The sequence below is a fragment of the Pseudogulbenkiania sp. FW507-F1 genome (assembly GCF_058781125.1).
Genome location: NZ_JBYSWM010000007.1, coordinates 54,976 through 72,559, shown reverse-complemented (window position 1 = coordinate 72,559; position 17,584 = coordinate 54,976). Strand labels below are relative to the sequence as shown.

16 protein-coding genes are annotated in these 17,584 nt (G+C 64.7%); 9 read left to right on the top strand and 7 right to left on the bottom strand.

Annotation, left to right across the window (positions count from 1 at the left end; translation table 11 throughout):
• Positions 1 to 56: 56 nt before the first annotated feature.
• Positions 57 to 2,339: a 5-methyltetrahydropteroyltriglutamate--homocysteine S-methyltransferase gene (gene metE / locus AC3WG5_RS06315; protein ID WP_492568169.1), complete on the bottom strand. Its 2,283-nt coding sequence runs from the start codon at positions 2,337 to 2,339 to the stop codon at positions 57 to 59.
• A 269-nt stretch (positions 2,340 to 2,608) separates the two neighbouring features.
• Between metE and AC3WG5_RS06310 the strand changes: the two genes are divergently transcribed.
• Positions 2,609 to 3,532, top strand: coding sequence for a LysR family transcriptional regulator (locus tag AC3WG5_RS06310; RefSeq protein ID WP_492568168.1), 924 nt, complete (start codon positions 2,609 to 2,611; stop codon positions 3,530 to 3,532).
• Positions 3,533 to 3,620: 88 nt separating this feature from the next.
• On the opposite strand, the gene ntrC is transcribed toward AC3WG5_RS06310, so the two are convergent.
• The 4 genes from ntrC to glnA form a co-directional block, all read right to left on the bottom strand.
• Complete coding sequence (ntrC, locus tag AC3WG5_RS06305) at positions 3,621 to 5,084, bottom strand: nitrogen regulation protein NR(I) (protein ID WP_492568167.1); 1,464 nt, start codon at positions 5,082 to 5,084, stop codon at positions 3,621 to 3,623.
• 185 nt (positions 5,085 to 5,269) lie between these two features.
• Positions 5,270 to 6,319 carry a nitrogen regulation protein NR(II) gene (gene glnL, locus AC3WG5_RS06300; RefSeq protein ID WP_008953279.1) on the bottom strand — a complete coding sequence of 350 codons (1,050 nt, stop codon included), beginning with the start codon at positions 6,317 to 6,319 and terminating at the stop codon, positions 5,270 to 5,272.
• Positions 6,320 to 6,416: 97 nt separating this feature from the next.
• Positions 6,417 to 6,914 carry a DUF4124 domain-containing protein gene (locus AC3WG5_RS06295; RefSeq protein ID WP_482583175.1) on the bottom strand — a complete coding sequence of 166 codons (498 nt, stop codon included), beginning with the start codon at positions 6,912 to 6,914 and terminating at the stop codon, positions 6,417 to 6,419.
• Positions 6,915 to 7,085: 171 nt separating this feature from the next.
• Positions 7,086 to 8,504 (bottom strand): glutamate--ammonia ligase, encoded by a 1,419-nt coding sequence (gene glnA, locus AC3WG5_RS06290; RefSeq protein ID WP_482583174.1) that lies wholly within the window; start codon positions 8,502 to 8,504, stop codon positions 7,086 to 7,088.
• 272 nt (positions 8,505 to 8,776) lie between these two features.
• Between glnA and AC3WG5_RS06285 the strand changes: the two genes are divergently transcribed.
• The 6 genes from AC3WG5_RS06285 to AC3WG5_RS06260 all read left to right on the top strand — a co-directional run bounded on the left by AC3WG5_RS06285 (position 8,777) and on the right by AC3WG5_RS06260 (position 14,082).
• A complete protein-coding gene (locus tag AC3WG5_RS06285; RefSeq protein ID WP_367180146.1) occupies positions 8,777 to 9,232 on the top strand; it encodes a rhodanese-like domain-containing protein in 456 nt (151 codons plus the stop codon).
• A 120-nt stretch (positions 9,233 to 9,352) separates the two neighbouring features.
• A complete protein-coding gene (gene aroE / locus AC3WG5_RS06280; protein ID WP_492568166.1) occupies positions 9,353 to 10,174 on the top strand; it encodes a shikimate dehydrogenase in 822 nt (273 codons plus the stop codon).
• The gene (gene mtgA, locus AC3WG5_RS06275) at positions 10,174 to 10,857 is read left to right on the top strand and encodes a monofunctional biosynthetic peptidoglycan transglycosylase (protein WP_014086103.1); all 684 of its coding nucleotides are present in this window, start codon (positions 10,174 to 10,176) and stop codon (positions 10,855 to 10,857) included. The genes aroE and mtgA overlap by 1 nt, the downstream gene beginning before the upstream one ends.
• A 214-nt stretch (positions 10,858 to 11,071) precedes the next feature.
• The gene (gene mgtE / locus AC3WG5_RS06270) at positions 11,072 to 12,514 is read left to right on the top strand and encodes a magnesium transporter (protein WP_492568165.1); all 1,443 of its coding nucleotides are present in this window, start codon (positions 11,072 to 11,074) and stop codon (positions 12,512 to 12,514) included.
• 6 nt (positions 12,515 to 12,520) lie between these two features.
• The gene (gene prmC / locus AC3WG5_RS06265; protein ID WP_492568164.1) at positions 12,521 to 13,333 is read left to right on the top strand and encodes a peptide chain release factor N(5)-glutamine methyltransferase; all 813 of its coding nucleotides are present in this window, start codon (positions 12,521 to 12,523) and stop codon (positions 13,331 to 13,333) included.
• On the top strand, positions 13,333 to 14,082 hold the full coding sequence (locus AC3WG5_RS06260) for a phosphatase PAP2 family protein (RefSeq protein ID WP_492568163.1): 750 nt from the start codon (positions 13,333 to 13,335) through the stop codon (positions 14,080 to 14,082). The genes prmC and AC3WG5_RS06260 overlap by 1 nt, the downstream gene beginning before the upstream one ends.
• Before the next feature lie 27 nt (positions 14,083 to 14,109).
• Here AC3WG5_RS06260 and AC3WG5_RS06255 read toward each other — a convergent pair whose 3' ends face one another.
• Positions 14,110 to 14,589: an FKBP-type peptidyl-prolyl cis-trans isomerase gene (locus tag AC3WG5_RS06255; protein WP_482583170.1), complete on the bottom strand. Its 480-nt coding sequence runs from the start codon at positions 14,587 to 14,589 to the stop codon at positions 14,110 to 14,112.
• Positions 14,590 to 14,732: 143 nt separating this feature from the next.
• Between AC3WG5_RS06255 and AC3WG5_RS06250 the strand changes: the two genes are divergently transcribed.
• Both AC3WG5_RS06250 and AC3WG5_RS06245 read left to right on the top strand, forming a co-directional pair.
• Positions 14,733 to 15,866, top strand: coding sequence for a ribosomal protein uL16 3-hydroxylase (locus AC3WG5_RS06250; protein ID WP_492568162.1), 1,134 nt, complete (start codon positions 14,733 to 14,735; stop codon positions 15,864 to 15,866).
• Positions 15,867 to 15,938: 72 nt separating this feature from the next.
• Positions 15,939 to 16,319: a hypothetical protein gene (locus tag AC3WG5_RS06245; protein ID WP_492568161.1), complete on the top strand. Its 381-nt coding sequence runs from the start codon at positions 15,939 to 15,941 to the stop codon at positions 16,317 to 16,319.
• Between the two features lie 109 nt (positions 16,320 to 16,428).
• On the opposite strand, the gene bamC is transcribed toward AC3WG5_RS06245, so the two are convergent.
• Positions 16,429 to 17,565 (bottom strand): NlpB/DapX family lipoprotein, encoded by a 1,137-nt coding sequence (bamC, locus tag AC3WG5_RS06240; RefSeq protein WP_492568160.1) that lies wholly within the window; start codon positions 17,563 to 17,565, stop codon positions 16,429 to 16,431.
• Positions 17,566 to 17,584: the final 19 nt, after the last annotated feature.

Below are 17,584 nucleotides of genomic sequence, written 5' to 3'. Positions count from 1 at the left end.
CATGAACACAGGGCAGCGTCGTGCGACGCTGCCCTGTGTTCATATTGCGGCGCGGCTCAGGCCACGGTTTCGGCGAGGCGGGCGCGCAGGCGGCGCGCCACCGCCACCATGTGCGCCAGCGCCGCTTCCACTTCCGGCCAGCCGCGCGTCTTCAGGCCGCAGTCGGGGTTGACCCACAGCCGCTCGGCCGGGATCACCGCCAGCGCCTTCTCCAGCAGGGTCTCGATCTCCTGCTCGCCCGGCACGCGCGGGCTGTGGATGTCGTACACCCCCGGCCCGATCTCGTTGGGGTAGGCGAAGTCGCCGAAGGCGCTCAAGAGCTCCATGTCGGAGCGCGAGGTCTCGATGGTGATGACGTCGGCGTCCATCGCGGCGATCGCGGGCAGGATGTCGTTGAACTCCGAATAGCACATGTGGGTGTGGATCTGCGTGGCGTCGTCGAGACCGGCGCAGCAGAGCCGGAACGCCGCGCTGGCCCAGGCCAGGTACGCCGGCCACTCGACGCGCTTCAGCGGCAGGCCCTCGCGGTAGGCCGGCTCGTCGATCTGGATCACGCGGATGCCGGCGTTTTCCAGCTCGAGCACCTCGTCGTTCAAGGCCAGCGCGATCTGTCGGCACACCTCGCTACGCGGCAGGTCGTCGCGCACGAACGACCACTGCAGCATCGTCACCGGGCCGGTCAGCATGCCCTTGAGCGGGCGCGAGGTCAGGCTCTGCGCGTACACCGCCCAACGCACCGTCATCGCGGCGGGGCGTTCGACGTCGCCGTAGATGATCGGCGGCTTGACGCAGCGGCTGCCGTAGCTCTGCACCCAGCCGTAGCGGGTGAAGGCGTAGCCGGAAAGCTGCTCGCCGAAATATTCCACCATGTCGTTGCGCTCCGCTTCGCCGTGCACCAGCACGTCGAGGCCGAGCGCTTCCTGGCGGCGGATGGCGAGTTCAATCTCGCGGCGCATCGCCGCGTCGTAGCCGGCGGCCTCCAGCTCGCCTTGCTTGAAGGCGGCGCGCGCGGCGCGTATCGCGGCGGTCTGCGGGAATGAGCCGATGGTGGTGGTGGGCAGCAGGGGCAGGTCGAGCCAGGCGCGCTGCGCGGCGGCGCGTTGCGGGTAGGGGCGGTGGCGCTGGTCGCCGCCGCCGGCGAGCGCCGCCAGCCGTGCCTGCACCGTCGGGCGGTGGATGCGCGGGCTGGCGCGGCGCGAGGACTGGGCGTGGTCGCTGCCGGCCAGTTCCGGCGCGATGGCGTCGCGGCCGTCGAGCAGGCCGCGCTTCAGCAGCTTCAGCTCGTTGAGTTTCTGCACCGCGAAGGCGAGCCAGGTCTTCACCTCGACGTCGAGCGCGAGTTCCTGCGCCAGGTCCACCGGGCAATGCAGCAGCGAGCAGTTCGGCGCCAGCCACAGCCGTTCTCCCAGTCGTGCCCGTGCCGCTTCGAGCGGCATCAGCAGGGCGTTGAGGTCGGCGCGCCACACGTTGCGCCCGTCGATCACCCCGGCGGACAGCACCTTGTCCGCGGGCCAGTCGGCGAGGAAGGCGTCGAGCTGCTGCGGGGCGCGCGCCAGGTCGAGGTGCAGCCCGGCCACCGGCAGGGCTTTCAGCAGCTCGGCGTGCTCGGCCACGCTGCCGAAGTAGCTCGCCAGCAGCAGTTTCACCGGGGCTTCGGCCAACCTTTGATAGCTCGGCGCGAACGCGGCGAGCCAGTCGGGCGGCAGGTCGAGCGCCAGGATCGGCTCGTCGAGCTGCACCCACTCGGCGCCGGCGGCGGCCAGCGCGGCCAGCAGCTCGCGGTAGCACTCGAGCAGCGCCGGCAGCAGGCGCAGGCGGTCGAACGCGGCGCCCTTGACCTTGCCCAGCCACAGCAGGGTCAGCGGCCCCAGCAGCACCGGCTTCGCCTTGAGGCCGAGCGCCTGCGCCTCGCCCAGCTGCGCCAGCAGCGCCGCCGGGTTGGCCGAAAACGCCGTGCCTGCATGCCATTCCGGTACCAGGTAGTGGTAGTTGGTGTCGAACCACTTGGTCATCTCCAGCGCCGGCTGGTGGGCGTTGCCGCGTCCCAGCTCGAAGTACTGCGCGGTGGTGAGGGCGGCGGCGTCGAAGCCGAAGCGCGCGGGCAGGGCGCCCACCAGGATCTGCGCGTCGAGCACGTGGTCGTACAGCGCAAAGTCGCCGACTGGCGCCAGCTCGACGCCGGCGCCCTTCTGCAGCAGCCAGTGGCGCTGGCGCAGCTCGCGCGCGCCCTTGAGCAGTGCGGCCTCGTCGATGGCCTGCTGCCAGTAGCTTTCCTGCAGTTGCTTTAGTTCGCGCCGGGCGCCGATACGCGGGAAGCCGAGCAGATGGATAGTAGTCATGGCAATGCTCCTGTGGAGCCTGCTCCATTAGGCGGCTGCGCCTTCACATCTTGAGCGCCGGCAGTGCTCGGGTCCTCATGGACTACGTGTCCATTCCGGTTCCTGTGCGCTGGCGGCGCTCAAGCTGTTTTGGCTCGCTCGCCTACTGAAGCAGGCTTGTCATCGATTGGGAAGGCAAAGGCGGAATCGAAAATCGTTGGAGCCAAGCATGAGCGGTTTTTCTGTATGATACAAACTCATTATTTTGACGTTTTGTATCGATTTCATTCATGAACAACAGTGCCCTGGAAATCCGCCATCTCAAGACCCTGCTGGCGTTGGCCGAAACCGGCAGCGTGTCGCAGGCGGCGCGGCGCGTGTTCCTGACGCAGTCGGCGCTGTCGCACCAGCTCAAGCAGCTTGAAGAGCACTACGGCCTGGCTTTGTTCGAGCGCAAGAGCCAGCCGCTGCGCTTCACCCTGGCCGGCGAGCGGCTGCTTACGCTGGCGCGCGAGCTGGTGGGCAAGGTGGCGGCGGCGGAGCGCGACCTGGTGCGGCTGCGCCAGGGAGAGGCGGGGGAGTTGCGCGTGGCGGTGGAGTGTCACACCTGTTTCGACTGGCTGATGCCGGCGATGGATACCTTCCGCCAGCACTGGCCGGCGGTCGAGCTCGACATCGTGTCGGGCTTTCATGCCGACCCGGTCGGCTTGCTGCTGACGCAGCGCGCCGACCTCGCCATCGTCTCCGAGGCCGAGGCGCAGCCCGGCATCGTGCACCAGCCGCTGTTCGCCTACGAGATGGTGGTGATCATGGCGCGCGACCATCCGCTCGCCGAGCGGCGCAGCTGGTCGGCCGCGGACTTCGCCGGCGAGACGCTGATCAGCTACCCGGTGCCGGACGACATGCTGGAGCTGGTGCGCAAGGTGCTGGCACCGGCCGGCGTCAACCCGGCGCGCCGCACCAGCGAACTCACCATCGCCATCATCCAGCTGGTGGCGAGCCGGCGCGGCGTGGCGGCGCTGCCGTTCTGGGCAGTCAAGCCCTACCTCGAGCGCGGCTACGTGGTGGCGCGGCCGATCGGTGCGGCCGGGCTCAACAGCGAACTCTACGCCGCGCTGCGCGAGGACGACGCCCAGAGCGCCTACATGCAGGACTTCCTCGCCACGGTGCGCGAAACCAGCTTCGCCACGCTACCGGGGCTGACGGTGTTGTAGTCTGCCTGGCAAACAAAACCGCCCGCGGTACTGACGGCGGGCGGTGAGGGGAAACTTCCCATTGCGGGGTCGGGATGGGCGAGGGCGCTCAGCCGTGGTTCATTTCCTCGCCGTGTGCCGCTTCCATGCCCAGCTCCTGGATCTTGCGCGTCAGCGTGTTGCGGCCCCAGCCCAGCAGGTGCGCCGCCTCCACCTTGCGCCCGCCGGTGTGCGCCAGGCCGCTGCGGATGCAGGTCTCCTCGAAGCGCCGCGTCAGATCGTCGATGATGCCGATCTCGCCGGCGCGCAGGCGGCGCGCCACCTCGTCGGCCAGGCCCTTCATCCAGTCGCCGCCGAACACCGTGGCCGGGCCGGCCACGCCCTCGGCGCCGGCTTCCAGCACCGGGTGCAGCGCCGGGTCGCGGATGTCGGCCGGCAGGTCGCTCAGCTCCACCGTCTGCCCCGGCGCCATCACGGTGATCCACTGGCATAGGTTTTCCAGCTGGCGCACGTTGCCGGGGAAGGGGTAATGGCGTACCAGTTCCATCGCCGCGTCCGACAGGCGCTTCGGCTCCACCCCCAGGTTCTTGGCGCTGCGCAACAGGAAGTAGCGCGTCAGGATCGGGATATCCTCGCTGCGCTCGCGCATCGGCGGCAGGCGCAGGCGGATCACGTTCAGGCGATGGAACAGGTCCTCGCGGAACTGGCCGCTCTTGACCCGCTCCTCCAGGTTCTGGTGCGTCGCCGCGATCACGCGCACGTTGGCCTTGATCGGGGTGTGGCCGCCGACGCGGTAGAAGTGCCCGTCGGACAGCACGCGCAGCAGGCGCGTCTGCAGCTCGATCGGCATGTCGCCGATCTCGTCGAGAAACAGCGTGCCGCCCTCGGCCTCCTCGAAGCGGCCGCGGCGCGACGCCAGCGCGCCGGTGAAGGCGCCCTTCTCGTGGCCGAACAGCTCCGACTCCAGCAGGTCTTTCGGGATCGCGGCGGTGTTGAGCGCGATGAACGGCTTGCTGGCGCGCACCGAATGACGGTGCAGCGCCTCGGCCACGCGTTCCTTGCCGGTGCCCGATTCGCCGGTGATCAGCACCGTCACGCTCGACTGGCTCAAGCGGCCGATGGCGCGGAACACGTCCTGCATCGCCGGGGCCTGGCCCAGCAGGGCCGGCATCTCCTCCTCGCCGTTCGGCGCCTCGGAGGGGCCGCGCGTCTCCGCCAGCGCCCGCTCGATCAGCGCGGTCGCCTGGTCGACGTCGAACGGCTTGGGCAGGTACTCGAAGGCGCCCCCCTGGAAGGCCGCCACCGCCGAATCGAGGTCGGAGTGCGCGGTCATGATGATGACCGGAATCTCGGGATGTTCCAGCTTGACCCGCGACAGGAACTTCAGCCCGTCGGTGCCGGGCATGCGGATGTCGCTGATGATGACGCGCGGGCTGGCGTCGTACAGCGCGTTGAGCGCATCGTCGGCGCTGGCGAAACTCTCGAAGCCGATGCCGCCGCGTGCCAGGGCCTTTTCCAGGACCCAGCGGATCGCCTTGTCATCGTCAATGATCCAGACCGGGTTTGTATGCATGGTGTCCCTCTCGGTGTTGTAGAGCTGCCAACAAACCCCTCTTGGCGTTGTTGCGCTCGCGTGCGAATCTTTGATTCGCTCAGCAAACTCTTGCCGTACTGCTTGTACTGTCTGCGGCCGCGCGCCTAGCCAAGACTGCTGCGCGGGGGTTTGTTGGCCGCTCTTGAGTGTGAGCAGCGGTCGGGCTAGGTGCCCAGCGGCAGCATCACGGTGAAACAGGTGCAGCCCGGGCGGGACTCGAACTCGATGCTGCCGCCGTGCTGGTGGACGAAGGCCTGCGCCAGCGTCAGACCGAGGCCGGTGCCCTCGGCGCGCCCGGTGACCAGCGGGTAGAAAATGTGGTCGCGGATCTCTTCCGGGATGCCCGGGCCGTTGTCGATGATCTGCAATTTCAGTGCCAGGGTGTAGCGCTTGCGCGCCAGCGTGACCTGGCGCGCCACGCGCGTGCGCAGGATGATCTCGCCCTTGCCCTTCATCGCCTGGATGGCGTTGCGGGTGATGTTGAGCACCACCTGGATCAGTTGTTCCTTGTCCGCCACCAGCGTCGGCAGGCTGATGTCGTAGTCGCGCCAGATGATCAGCCCCTGCGGGTATTCGGCCAGCACGATGCTGCGCACCCGCTCCAGCACCTCGTGGATGTTGATCTCGCTCGAGACGTGACGGCGATGCGGCGCCAGCAGGCGGTCCACCAGCGACTGCAGCCTGAGCGCCTCTTCCTTGATGACTTCGGTGTATTCCTTGAGATCGTCGCGCTCGCCCAGCTCGTGCTCCAGCAGTTGCGCCGCACCGCGGATGCCGCCCAGCGGGTTCTTGATCTCGTGCGCCAGGTTGCGGATCAGTTCGCGGTTGGCCTGCTGCTGCAGCAGCAGCCGTTCTTCGTTGGCGATTTTCAGTTGCTGGTCGAGCGGGCGCAGCTCCACCAGCGCGCGCGAACCGTCGTTGTCGATCGGCGTGATCGACAGGGCGACGTGCAGCGGCTGCTCGTTGTGCAGCAGTTTCAGTTCGAGGTCGTGTTCGATGAAACTGACGTTGTTCTTGAACGCGGTATCCAGCGCCTGCTTCAGCGCTGCACTGTTTTGGAACAGTCCGGTCAGTTGATGGCGCAGCAGTTCGCGCCGTCCCAGTGCCAACAGGTTTTCACTGGCGGGATTGACGTAGTCGAGCGAACCGTCGGTCCGCACGATCAGCACCGGGGTGTCGAGCAGTTCGAGCCCGGCAAAGCTGGATGGTGTCATGGAAATCCGGTCGTGAAGAGTGTGTCCGCTATCCGTATAGCAATATCCACGCCAGCGCTGCAAGCGGACCCAAGCCTCTTTACCGGAATGCTATGCCTTATTTTGGTGCATTGGAAGCGGACTGCCCCAACTCGCGCCGCAAGGCTTCCACGTTCTTCTGGTGCTCGGTGACCTGGTTCTGCAGTTGCTGCACCCGGTCGAGGTATTTCTGGTAGTTGCGCTCGTTGCCAAGCCGGGTGGCCCGGCCTTCCTCCAGCGCCTTCTGGGCCTCGGCCAGCGCCTTCTGCTCGTTGGCCAGCTCCTGTTCCAGGATCTTGCGCCGGCCGTTGTCGCGCTGCTGCTGGGTGGCGTTGTCGACGTTGGGATAGCGGCCGCTGCTGAAGGGCGGCGTGCTGGGAGTGGTGGACGGCGCCGAGCTGCTCGACTTCGCCTCCTCGCTCGAATACGTCGACAACGGCGACAGTTTCACCGGCACGCCGCCTTTCATCGGGGTATTCGAGAAGGTGACGTGACCGCTGGGGTCGACGTACTTGTAGATGGTCTGCGCCTGCGCCAGGCTGCACGCCAGCAACAGGCCGAAAATCATGGTCTTCATGGGTGGGGGGAAACCTGCATGGTCTATCCTGATAGGTGATTTCATCATAAGCAAATCCGCGTCATCCGTCACATGGGGATAAGCCGGCGCCCGCCGGCGGGCCGTGCAGCTGGGCAGAAAAACAAAAAACGGCAGCCGAGGCTGCCGTTCGATTCGGGTACGGGCCGTGAATTACAGGCTGTAGTACATCGAGAATTCCACCGGGTGGGTGGTCATGCGGGTCAGGTTCACTTCCTGCATCTTCAGTTCGATGTAAGCGTCGATCCACTCGTTGGAGAACACGCCACCACGGGTCAGGAACTCACGGTCGGCGTCCAGCGCGGCCAGGGCTTCGTCGAGCGAGGCGCACACGGTCGGGATCAGCTTGTCTTCTTCCGGCGGCAGATCGTACAGGTTCTTGTCGGCGGCATCGCCCGGGTGAATCTTGTTCTGGATGCCGTCCAGACCGGCCATCATCAGCGCGGCAAAGCACAGGTACGGGTTGGCCAACGGATCCGGGAAGCGGGCTTCGATACGACGGCCTTTCGGGCTGGCCACGTGCGGGATACGGATCGAGGCGGAGCGGTTCTTGGCGGAGTAGGCCAGCTTCACCGGCGCTTCGTAGTGCGGAACCAGACGCTTGTACGAGTTGGTGCCCGGGTTGGTGATGGCGTTCAGCGCCTTGGCGTGCTTGATGATGCCGCCGATGTAGTACAGGGCGGTTTCGGACAGGCCGGCATAGCCGTCACCGGCGAACAGGTTCACGCCGTCTTTCCAGATCGACTGGTGCACGTGCATGCCCGAGCCGTTGTCGCCGACGATCGGCTTCGGCATGAAGGTGGCGGTCTTGCCGTAGCTGTGGGCCACGTTGTGCACCACGTACTTCAGGATCTGGGTCCAGTCGGCACGCTGGGTCAGGGTGCTGAACTTGGTGCCGATTTCGTTCTGGCCGGCGGTAGCCACTTCGTGGTGGTGCACTTCGACCGGCACGCCCAGTTCTTCCAGCAGCAGCACCATGGCGGAACGCAGGTCTTGCGAGGAGTCGACCGGCGGAACCGGGAAGTAGCCGCCCTTCACGCCCGGACGGTGGCCCATGTTGCCGCCTTCGAACTGTTCGGCGGACGCCCAGGCAGCTTCTTCAGCCTGGATCTTGACGTGGCAGCCGGACATGTCGGCGCCCCAGGTCACGGAGTCGAACACGAAGAATTCCGGTTCCGGACCGAAGTAGGCGGTGTCACCGATGCCGGAAGCCTTCAGGTAGGCTTCTGCGCGCTTGGCGATGGAGCGCGGGCAGCGGTCGTAGCCCTTGCCGTCGGCCGGGTCGATCACGTCGCAGGACATGAACACGGTCGGCTCGTCGTAGAACGGGTCGATCTTGGCCGTGGCCGGGTCGGCCATCAGCAGCATGTCGGAAGCCTGGATACCTTTCCAGCCGGCGATCGAGGAGCCATCGAAAGCGTGGCCGTGCTCGAACCACTCTTCGCCGTCATCGAGAACGACGTGGGCCGGGATGGAAACGTGCTGCTCTTTACCGCGGGTATCGGTAAAGCGAAGATCTACAAATTTGACGTCGTTGTCCTTGATCAGTTTCAAAACGTCTGCAACCGCCATGGTGTTCTCCTGTTGGGCTACGTGCATCAGAGTATGCGTTGTACTAAGGGTTTGCGACTAAAACTAGCAGGAAGCGTGCCAGCCCGTTCCGGCGGGCTTGCCCATTGTGGCACAAGCCTCGCCGGACTTGCACGTGCCATGGCAGGCTCCGGTTTGGTGCGTCACATTATTGCCATGCTCGATATTGGTGCATTCGGCATGGTTTGCGCCGGAGCGGGGCTTTCCCGATAATCACTGTAAACAAATAATGTAATCCCCTTGCAAGGAGAGTGATGATGAGCAAGATCAACGAGATTCTGCACCGGGCCGGCGAGCGCGGCAGTTCCCAAGGGTTGCCTTATGCCGGCGCGGTGACGCCGGACGAGGCGTATGAACTGTTGCAGGGCATTCCCGAAGCGGTGCTGGTCGACGTGCGCAGCCAGGCCGAATGGCAGTTCGTCGGCGTGGTGCCCGACGCGCTGCGCATCGAATTGCGCAGCTTTCCCGGCATGGTGCCCAACCCGAATTTTGCCAATCAGCTGATGCAGCAGGTGGACAAGGAGAAGGTCGTGCTGTTCCTGTGCCGTTCCGGAGCCCGCTCCGACGAAGCCGCGCGCCTGGCCACGGCGTCGGGCTACGCCACGGTTTACAACGTGCTGGAAGGATTCGAGGGCGACAAGGACGCCGAGCAGCACCGCGGCCGGATCAATGGTTGGAAAGGGCGTGGTTTGCCCTGGATTCAGGGATAAATGGTTGATGTTTGTCGGGCTTCGCGGCAAAGTGCAGAGTTGAAAGAATTACCATTAATGACGTCGCCGCGCGCTGCAAGCGTATTGGCCGTCGTTGAGCAATATCGAGAAAGCAGAATCATGACCGACCGTTACGCCGTCATCGGCAACCCCATCTCCCACAGTCAGTCTCCGTTCATCCATACGGAGTTCGCCCGCGCCTGCCAGCTCGACATCCAGTACGAGAAGCTGTTCGCCGAACTCGACAAGTTCGATCAGGTCGTCGCCGAGTTCGTCGCGGCGGGCGGCAAGGGCATGAACGTCACCCTACCGTTCAAGGGCAACGCCTATCGCATGGCAACCGAACTGACCGCGCGCGCGCGCGCCGCTGAGGCGGTGAACACCCTGACCTTCCGCGACGGCAAGGTCTACGGCGACAACACCGACGGCGTCGGCCTGGTGCGCGACATCGTCGAAAACCTCGACTTCCCGATCGCCGGTCAGCGCGTGCTGATCCTGGGCGCGGGTGGCGCGGTGCGCGGTGTGCTGGCGCCGATCCTGGAGCAGAAGCCGGCCGCGCTGACCATCGCCAACCGCACCCTGATCAAGGCCGAGGCGCTGGCGCACCAGTTTGCCGCCTGGGGCGAGATCAACGCCACCGGATATGAAGGACTGGAAGGCAAGACCTTCGACCTGGTGATCAATGCCACCTCGACCAGCCTCAGCAACGAGCTGCCGCCGGTCCCGTACGGCGTGTTCACCGCCCGCACTCTGGCCTACGACATGGTTTACAGCAAGGGCCTGACGCCGTTCCTGAAGCGCGCCCAGTCGGAAAACGCCGGCATGCTGGCCGACGGCCTGGGCATGCTGGTCGAGCAGGCCGCCGAATCGTTCTCGATCTGGCACGGCGTGCAGCCGGAAACCCGCAAGGTCACCAACATGCTGCGAGACGTGCTGGCCTGATGCGTCTCCTGCTCAAGATCGGGGCGGCCCTGGTGGCCGCCCTTGTGCTGTATAACCTGTGGATTTTCGGGCACGTGCTGTACTGGCGCACCAACAACCCGTCCGCCAGCGCCTTCATGAACGAGCAGCTGGCGCGCCTGCAGGAAGAGAACCCGGACGCCGAGCTGCACCACAAGTGGGTGCCGTATCAGCGCATTTCGGCCAACCTCAAGCGCGCCATCATCGCCGCCGAGGACGCCAAGTTCGTCGACCACGAGGGCTTCGACTGGGACGGCATCGAGAGTGCCTTCGAGAAGAACATGAAACGGGGCAAGATTGTCGCCGGCGGCTCGACCATCAGCCAGCAGCTGGCCAAGAACCTGTTCCTGTCCGGACACAAGACTCCCTGGCGCAAGCTGGAAGAAGCCGTCATCACGGTGATGCTGGAAGCGGTGATGGACAAGCGGCGTATCTTCGAGATCTACCTCAACGTGATCGAATGGGGTAACGGGGTGTTCGGCGCCGAGGCGGCTTCCCGCTACTACTACCGCACCGGAGCCAGCAACCTGTCCGCGTCGCAAGCCGCCAGGCTGGCCGCCATGGTGCCGAATCCGCGCTATTACGACGAGCACCGCGGAGCGCGCGGCCTGGCGCGCAAGGCGCATATCATCCAGCGCCGCCTTTCCTACGCCGAATTGCCCTGATCCGGCGTGTTTTCCCCGGGTTTCCGGCTGGAACCCGGGGCCTTCACGTGCTAGAATCCCGCCTTTCTTTTCGTTTGGCCGTGCCGCGCACGGCATTAACGCATGGACTTACCCAGTTATCCTGTAACGAAATCCCGTTACTCTATTATCGAATAATCCCCGCCTTCAGGACCGCAGTGCGCGTGCACTTCCGCTGAGGCGGAAGGAGGCGTGCATGACGGTTGTCGAAAAGAAACAACCCACTGATCGTCTGCAGGAAAACCTGAGCCAGGTGCAGCGCCTGATCGAGCGCCACCGGCTGGTCGAAGACTTGGTCCATCGCCAGGAGATGGAAAAGCACGACCTGGTCGAGAACCTGGTTCACAAGCAGAACCTGGTCGAACTGCAGCACAAGCTGAGCCAGCTCCACCCCGCCGACGTCGCCCACATTCTGGAGGCGCTGCCGCTCGAAGACCGTTTGCTGGTATGGGATCTGGTCAAGGCCGAGCAAGACGGCGAAATCCTGCTGGAAGTCTCCGACGCGGTGCGGGAAACCCTCATCGAGTCGATGGAGCAGCACGAGCTGGTGGCCGCCGCCGAGCAGCTCGACACCGACGAACTGGCCGATCTTGCCGCCGACCTGCCGCGCCAGGTGGTGTACGAGGTCATGGGCAGCCTCGACGAGCAGGAGCGTGCCCAACTGCAGTCCGCGCTGTCCTACGACGAGGACCGGGTCGGCGCGCTGATGGACTTCGAGCTGGTCAAGATCCGCGCCGACGTCAGTTGCGAGGTGGTGCTGCGTTATCTGCGCCGTTTCGACGAACTGCCGTCGCACACCGACAAGATCTTCGTGACCGACGAGGAGGGCGTGCTCAAGGGCGTGCTGCCGGTGCGCAAGCTGCTGGTCGCCGACCCGGACGCCCAGGTGCAGGAGGTGATGGCTACCGAGGTGGTAACCTTCCATCCCGAGGAAGAGGCCGCCGACGCCGCGCTGGCGTTCGAACGCTACGACCTGGTGACGGCGCCGGTGATCGACGACAAGGGCCTGCTGATCGGCCGTCTGACCGTGGACGAGATGGTCGACGTGATCCGCGAAGAGTCGGAAAGCGAAGTGCTCAACCTGGCTGGTCTGAAGGAAGAGGAAGACCTGTTCGCCCCGGTGATCGACTCGGTGAAGAACCGCTGGGCCTGGCTGGCGATCAACCTGTGCACCGCTTTCGTCGCCTCGCGCGTGATCGGCGCCTTCGAGGGCTCCATCCAGAAGATCGTCGCGCTGGCCGCGCTGATGCCGATCATCGCCGGCATCGGCGGCAACTCCGGCAACCAGACCATCACCATGATCGTGCGCGCTTTGGCCATGGGGCAGTTGCAACCCGGGCAGGCGGCGCGGCTGTGGCGCAAGGAGCTGGGTGTCAGTGCCATGAACGGGCTGGTGTGGGGCAGCGTGTTGGGCCTGCTGGCTTGGGCCCTGTACGGCAACCTGGCGCTGGGCTTGGTGATGGTGGCGGCGACCACCCTCAACCTGATGTTGGCCGCGACCATGGGGGTGTATATCCCGCTGACCATGGAAAAACTCGGCAAGGACCCGGCGGTCGGCTCCAGCGTGATGATCACGGCCTGCACCGACTCCGGCGGGTTCTTCATCTTCCTCGGTCTGGCGACCCTGTTGCTGCTGTAAGCCATCATGACCATCGACGAAGCCCTGCGCCGTTATCCCTTGCCGCGACTGGAGTCGCGTCTGCTGCTGATGCAGGTCACCGGTTTCACCCCGGCCAAGCTGGTCGGCTATCCCGAGCTGGAGCTGAGCCCGGTGCAGGAGGTGGCCTTTGTCGCGCTGGCCGAACGGCGTCTGAGCGGCGAGCCGATCGCCTACCTGCTGGGCGAGCGCGAATTCTACGGCCGTCTGTTCCTGGTCTCGCCGGCAGTGCTGATCCCGCGTCCGGAAACCGAGCACCTGGTCGAGGCGGCACTGGCCAGGGTTGGCCGAAGCCCGGCACAGGTGGTCGATCTGGGGTGCGGATCCGGTGCGATCGCGGTGACGCTGGCGCTGGAGGCACCGCAGTGGCAGGTGAGCGCGGTGGACGTGTCCGACGCCGCGCTGGCGATCGCGCGTCAGAACGCGGCGCGGCTGACGGCACCGGTGACGTTCTTCCAGGGTAGCTGGTATGCTCCGCTGCCTCCGGCCGCAGTCTTCGACCTGATCGTATCCAACCCGCCCTACATCGCCGCGGCAGATCACCATCTGGAGCAAGGCGATGTGCGCTTCGAACCGCGCCTGGCGTTGACCGACGAAAACGACGGGCTGAGCTGCCTGCGCGAAATCGCCCGCGGCGCTCCGGAGCGGCTGGTGCCGGGCGGCTGGCTGATGGTCGAGCACGGCTACGACCAGGGCGACGCCGTGCGTGCGCTGTTCCACGCCGTCGGTCTGGCCGAGGTCGAGACCCTGCCCGATCTGGCGGGGCTCGACCGGGTGACGCTGGGGCGCAAGGCAACCTGATGATGCCGCGGGCCTGCCGCCTGTGGCCGCTGCTGCTCGTGCTGCCGGCCGCCATACTGGCACTGTGGCCCGACTGGAACCAGCACCTCTTCCTGTTTTTGCACCAATCGGCCCGCCGGCTGCCGGGGGCGTTCTGGCGTCTCTCCAGCGTTTTCGGCGACTGGAAAACCGTGATCGCGTTGTTGCTGCCGCTCGCCTGGCGTCAGCCTCAGCGCTTGCCGGCACTGATCGCAGGGTCATTCTTGGCGATTCTCCTGGCGATCTTGCTCAAGGCTTTCTTCGCGGTACCGCGCCCGCCGCTGGTTCTGCCGGCAGGGGCGGTGCAGTTGCTGGATGCCTTGCCCCGCAACGGGTCCTTTCCTTCCGGTCATGCCATGGCGTCGGCGTTGCTGGCAACGGCCTGGAGCGCCGACCCGAAGGCGGGGCGCTGGAGCACGGCATTGCTGATCGTGGCTGCGGCGCTGGTCGGATGGTCGCGCCTTGCGATCGGCGTGCACTGGCCGCTCGATGTGCTGGCCGGGGCATTGCTGGGCTGGGGGGCGATGCTGCTGGCGCTGCACCATGCCTGGCCGCAAGGATGGCCGGCGAGGGTGACGGAACGGCTGCTGCTGGTGCTGAGCGGGCTATTGCTGCTGGTGATGGCGTTTGCGGCCGTGCGAGGTTGGCCGAAGCATCATGAGGAATACGAGGTGAGGCTGGCGATCGGAACCGGCGTCGCCCTGCTGGGCTTGCTCCGGTTCCGGCGCTGAAGCAGGCGGCATGAAGGCCGCCCGGGATCAGTGGTGGTGGCCGTGTTCGCCGTGGGCGTGGCCGTGGCTGACTTCGTCGGCGCTGGCGGCGCGGATTTCCACCACCTTGGCGACGAAGCGGATGGTCAGGCCGGCCAGCGGGTGATTGGCATCGACCACGGCCTTGCCGTCGGCGATGTCGGTGACACGGAACAGCAGAACATCGCCGGTTTCCGGATCGTCGGCCTCGAACATCATGCCCACTTCGACGTCGGCCGGGAACACGTCCAGCGGTTCGACGCGGACCAGCTCTTCTTCCGGCGTGCCGAAGGCATCATCCGGCTCCATCTTCACGTCGATGGAGTCGCCGACCACCTTGCCTTGCAGTGCCTCTTCCACCAGCGGGAAGATGCCGTCGTAGCCACCGTGCAGATAGCTGATGGGCTCCTCGGTTTTGTCGAGGAGGGTATTGTCAGCGTCGAACATCTCATAGTGGAGGGTAACGACGGTATTTTTGGCGATTTGCATGAGAGTTGTCCGTGCAATAAATAGATAAATTCGACAGGCGCGGAACGCCTAGCGTTCCCTGCGCCTGCAGCAAACAGATGCTGGGCGGTACCGCCTGAAGCGTATTGTAAACCATTGCAGCACCCGCTAACCGAGAAACTGCCATGACTCCCCTGAGCCTCCTGGGCGGCATCACGCCCGAACAATTCCTGAAAGAATACTGGCACAAGAAGCCCCTGTTGATCCGTGGCGCGCTCAAGGAGGTCGGACCGCACGTCGATTTCGACTGGCTGGCCGAACTGGCCATGCAGGACGATGTCGAGTCGCGCCTGATCGAATTCAACCAGGGGCGCTGGAAGCTGGAGAGCGGTCCGTTCCGCCCCTCGCGCTTCAAGCGCCTGCCGGCCAGCGACTGGACCATCCTGGTGCAGAACGTGAATCACCACGTGCCGCATATCGATGAACTGTTGTGGCGCTTCAACTTCATTCCGTACGCCCGTCTTGACGACCTGATGATCAGCTACGCCCCCCCCGGCGGCACGGTCGGTCCTCATTTCGACTCTTACGACGTGTTCCTGCTGCAGGTCGGCGGTCAGAAACGCTGGCAGATTTCCGCTCAGAAGGATGAGGCTTTCATCGAGGATGCCCCGATCAAGGTGCTGGAGCACTTCGAGGCGGAGCAGGAGTTCGTGCTGGAGCACGGCGACATGCTCTACCTGCCGCCGCGCTACGCCCATTACGGTGTCGCGCTGGAGCCGGGCATGACCTACTCCATCGGCTTCAGAGCGCCTTCGGTTCAGGAGCTGACCACCCAGTTCCTGGTATACCTGCAGGACCGGGCCTGCTTCGATGGCCGCTATGCCGATCCCGACCTCCAGTCGCAGACGACCGATCCAGCCGCCATCAGCGACGCCATGGTGACCCAGGTCGAGCGCATGCTGCAGCTCATCAAATGGGATGGCAGCACGGTGGGCGATTTCCTCGGCCACTACCTGACCGAGCCCAAGCCGCACGTGTTTTACGATGCGCCAGACGAGCCGCTCGAGTTCGACGAGTTTGCCGCACAGGCGGCCCTGGCCGGGGTGGTGCTCGACGCCAAGAGCCAGATACTGTTCCGTGGCGAAGCGCTGTACTGCAACGGCGAGCGCTTGGAGGTCGACGCAGCCGACGTGGCGGACTGGCAACGCTTCGCCAACGCCCGCAAGCTGGCAGGGCAGGCATTTTCGGATGCGATGACCGATGTTCTCTATGAGGGCTATTTGTCAGGGTTTTGGCATATCGCCGACAGTGTTGCATGATTGCAACATGATATTGGTTGTTTTGCCTCAATGCTGGTTCGGAAGCGAATTGCTAGGTGGGAAAACCCTTGTTTGGAGCCGTTTGCTGCACTGCAAGAAAAAATTCATGGTGCTGTTGGGGTTTTGCCGACCGTGCCCTCTGTACAGCCGTTTTTTTCATGCTACAATTTGCCCACTGAAAAATTTCAGTCGCTTCCGGTTAGCCAGGAGCGATTTTTGCTGAAAAATTGTTCTCATTACTTAAAGTCAAAGGTCTTAAAAATGAAACAGTCGCTCCTCGTTGCTGCCCTGCTCGCCGTTGCTCTGTCCGCTTGCGGCAAGAAAGAAGAAGCTCCGAAAGTAGAAGCCTCCGCTCCGGCCGTTGAAGCTTCCGCTCCGGCTGCTGCTCCGGAAGCTTCGGCTCCGGCTGCTGCTGAAGCCTCCGCTCCGGCTGCTGCTTCCGCTGCTCAGTAATCTGGTGCTGTTCAAAAAACCGACCCTAGGGTCGGTTTTTTTATGCCCGGTGCACTGCTGACCATAAAAAAACCCGCGCGAAGCGGGTTTTTTTATGGTCAGGCGGGGCTTACTGGAGCTCGGCCTGCAGCTTGCCAAGCGCCGTACGGGTCTGCGCCGGCGGCAGCGGTTTGCCTGCCTTATCGGTGAGAGCAATCTGGGTCTTGCCCGGACTGTCTTCCTTCAGCTGTACCAGGAACTCCTCGTCTTTCGGCGCCGCCTCGTTCTTGTCGCCACTGCTCCAGAACGCGAGGCTCGACCAGAAACCGCCGGATTTCTCGGTCTTGCCGCTCTCCGCCTCACCCTTAACCGGTTTGACGTAGTAGATGCCCTGGGCGCGGTTGCGATCCGACACCGCCAGGCCGATACGGTCCAGCGCCAAGCCGACACGACGCCAGGCGCGGTCGAAGCCGTCGCTGACCGTCAGTGTGCCGTTCACGATCTGGCTGTTCGGGGCTTCCGGGGTCTGGGTCTGCTTGATCGCTTCCTTCGCTCTTTCCTCGGTCTGGCCGAGGCGGATCATGAAGCGGCCAAGCAGTTCGGCTTCCAGTTGCGGATCGGCCGGACGCGGCTGCCACTTGGTTTCCGACTTGCCTTCGTCGACAAACACTTCGTACATGCCGCGATGCGAGAAGTACACCTCGGTCCCGGTGGCGGTCTTCTCGACGCGGATGCGGAACTTGTCGCGCTCGGCGGTGGAGTAGACGTTGCCCAGACCCACGGTTTCCATGAACTTGCGGATCACGTCGTTCGGCAGTTTGGCGCGGTTCTCGGCCCAGTCGGTTTCCATGATGCCCAGTTGCGGGTCTTCGGTCTTGATCACGAAACCATTGTCTTGCCAGAACGCCTTCAGCACCGGCCAGAGCTCCTCCGGCTGCTTGTGCTCGGCGACCAGCCAACGTTGCGAGCCAGCCCGTTCCATGCGCACGTTGTCGACCTTGGTGACGGCGGCCGACTCCGTGCTGGCCGGGGCTTTGCTGCTGCCCTGGGCCTGGTTGAGCTCGTTCAGCGAGGCCACCCCCGAGCGCGGCAGCTCGTAGCGGTTCTGGATCTGCGGGGCGGTCAAATCAGGCGGAACCTCCAGCTTGTTGGCCTGGGTCGGTGCTTCCGACTTGTAGTCGAGCTTGTTCTGGAGCGGTTCGGAGGTACTGCAACCGGCCATCAGGCCGGTCAGCAGCAGAATCGCGGCAGGCGCGCTTCGTTTCATGCGTTCTCCCATTGAATGG

What these genes read in the sequence shown, in the direction of transcription:
- mgtE (WP_492568165.1), top strand. Translation starts at nt 11,072, where the DNA reads ATGACGGTTGTCGAAAAGAAACAACCCACTGATCGTCTGCAGGAAAAC.
- AC3WG5_RS06310 (WP_492568168.1), top strand. Translation starts at nt 2,609, where the DNA reads ATGAACAACAGTGCCCTGGAAATCCGCCATCTCAAGACCCTGCTGGCG.
- AC3WG5_RS06260 (WP_492568163.1), top strand. Translation starts at nt 13,333, where the DNA reads ATGATGCCGCGGGCCTGCCGCCTGTGGCCGCTGCTGCTCGTGCTGCCG.
- ntrC (WP_492568167.1), bottom strand. Translation starts at nt 5,084, where the DNA reads ATGCATACAAACCCGGTCTGGATCATTGACGATGACAAGGCGATCCGC.
- AC3WG5_RS06285 (WP_367180146.1), top strand. Translation starts at nt 8,777, where the DNA reads ATGATGAGCAAGATCAACGAGATTCTGCACCGGGCCGGCGAGCGCGGC.
- glnA (WP_482583174.1), bottom strand. Translation starts at nt 8,504, where the DNA reads ATGGCGGTTGCAGACGTTTTGAAACTGATCAAGGACAACGACGTCAAA.
- metE (WP_492568169.1), bottom strand. Translation starts at nt 2,339, where the DNA reads ATGACTACTATCCATCTGCTCGGCTTCCCGCGTATCGGCGCCCGGCGC.
- AC3WG5_RS06255 (WP_482583170.1), bottom strand. Translation starts at nt 14,589, where the DNA reads ATGCAAATCGCCAAAAATACCGTCGTTACCCTCCACTATGAGATGTTC.
- AC3WG5_RS06295 (WP_482583175.1), bottom strand. Translation starts at nt 6,914, where the DNA reads ATGAAGACCATGATTTTCGGCCTGTTGCTGGCGTGCAGCCTGGCGCAG.
- bamC (WP_492568160.1), bottom strand. Translation starts at nt 17,565, where the DNA reads ATGAAACGAAGCGCGCCTGCCGCGATTCTGCTGCTGACCGGCCTGATG.
- prmC (WP_492568164.1), top strand. Translation starts at nt 12,521, where the DNA reads ATGACCATCGACGAAGCCCTGCGCCGTTATCCCTTGCCGCGACTGGAG.
- mtgA (WP_014086103.1), top strand. Translation starts at nt 10,174, where the DNA reads ATGCGTCTCCTGCTCAAGATCGGGGCGGCCCTGGTGGCCGCCCTTGTG.
- glnL (WP_008953279.1), bottom strand. Translation starts at nt 6,319, where the DNA reads ATGACACCATCCAGCTTTGCCGGGCTCGAACTGCTCGACACCCCGGTG.
- AC3WG5_RS06250 (WP_492568162.1), top strand. Translation starts at nt 14,733, where the DNA reads ATGACTCCCCTGAGCCTCCTGGGCGGCATCACGCCCGAACAATTCCTG.
- aroE (WP_492568166.1), top strand. Translation starts at nt 9,353, where the DNA reads ATGACCGACCGTTACGCCGTCATCGGCAACCCCATCTCCCACAGTCAG.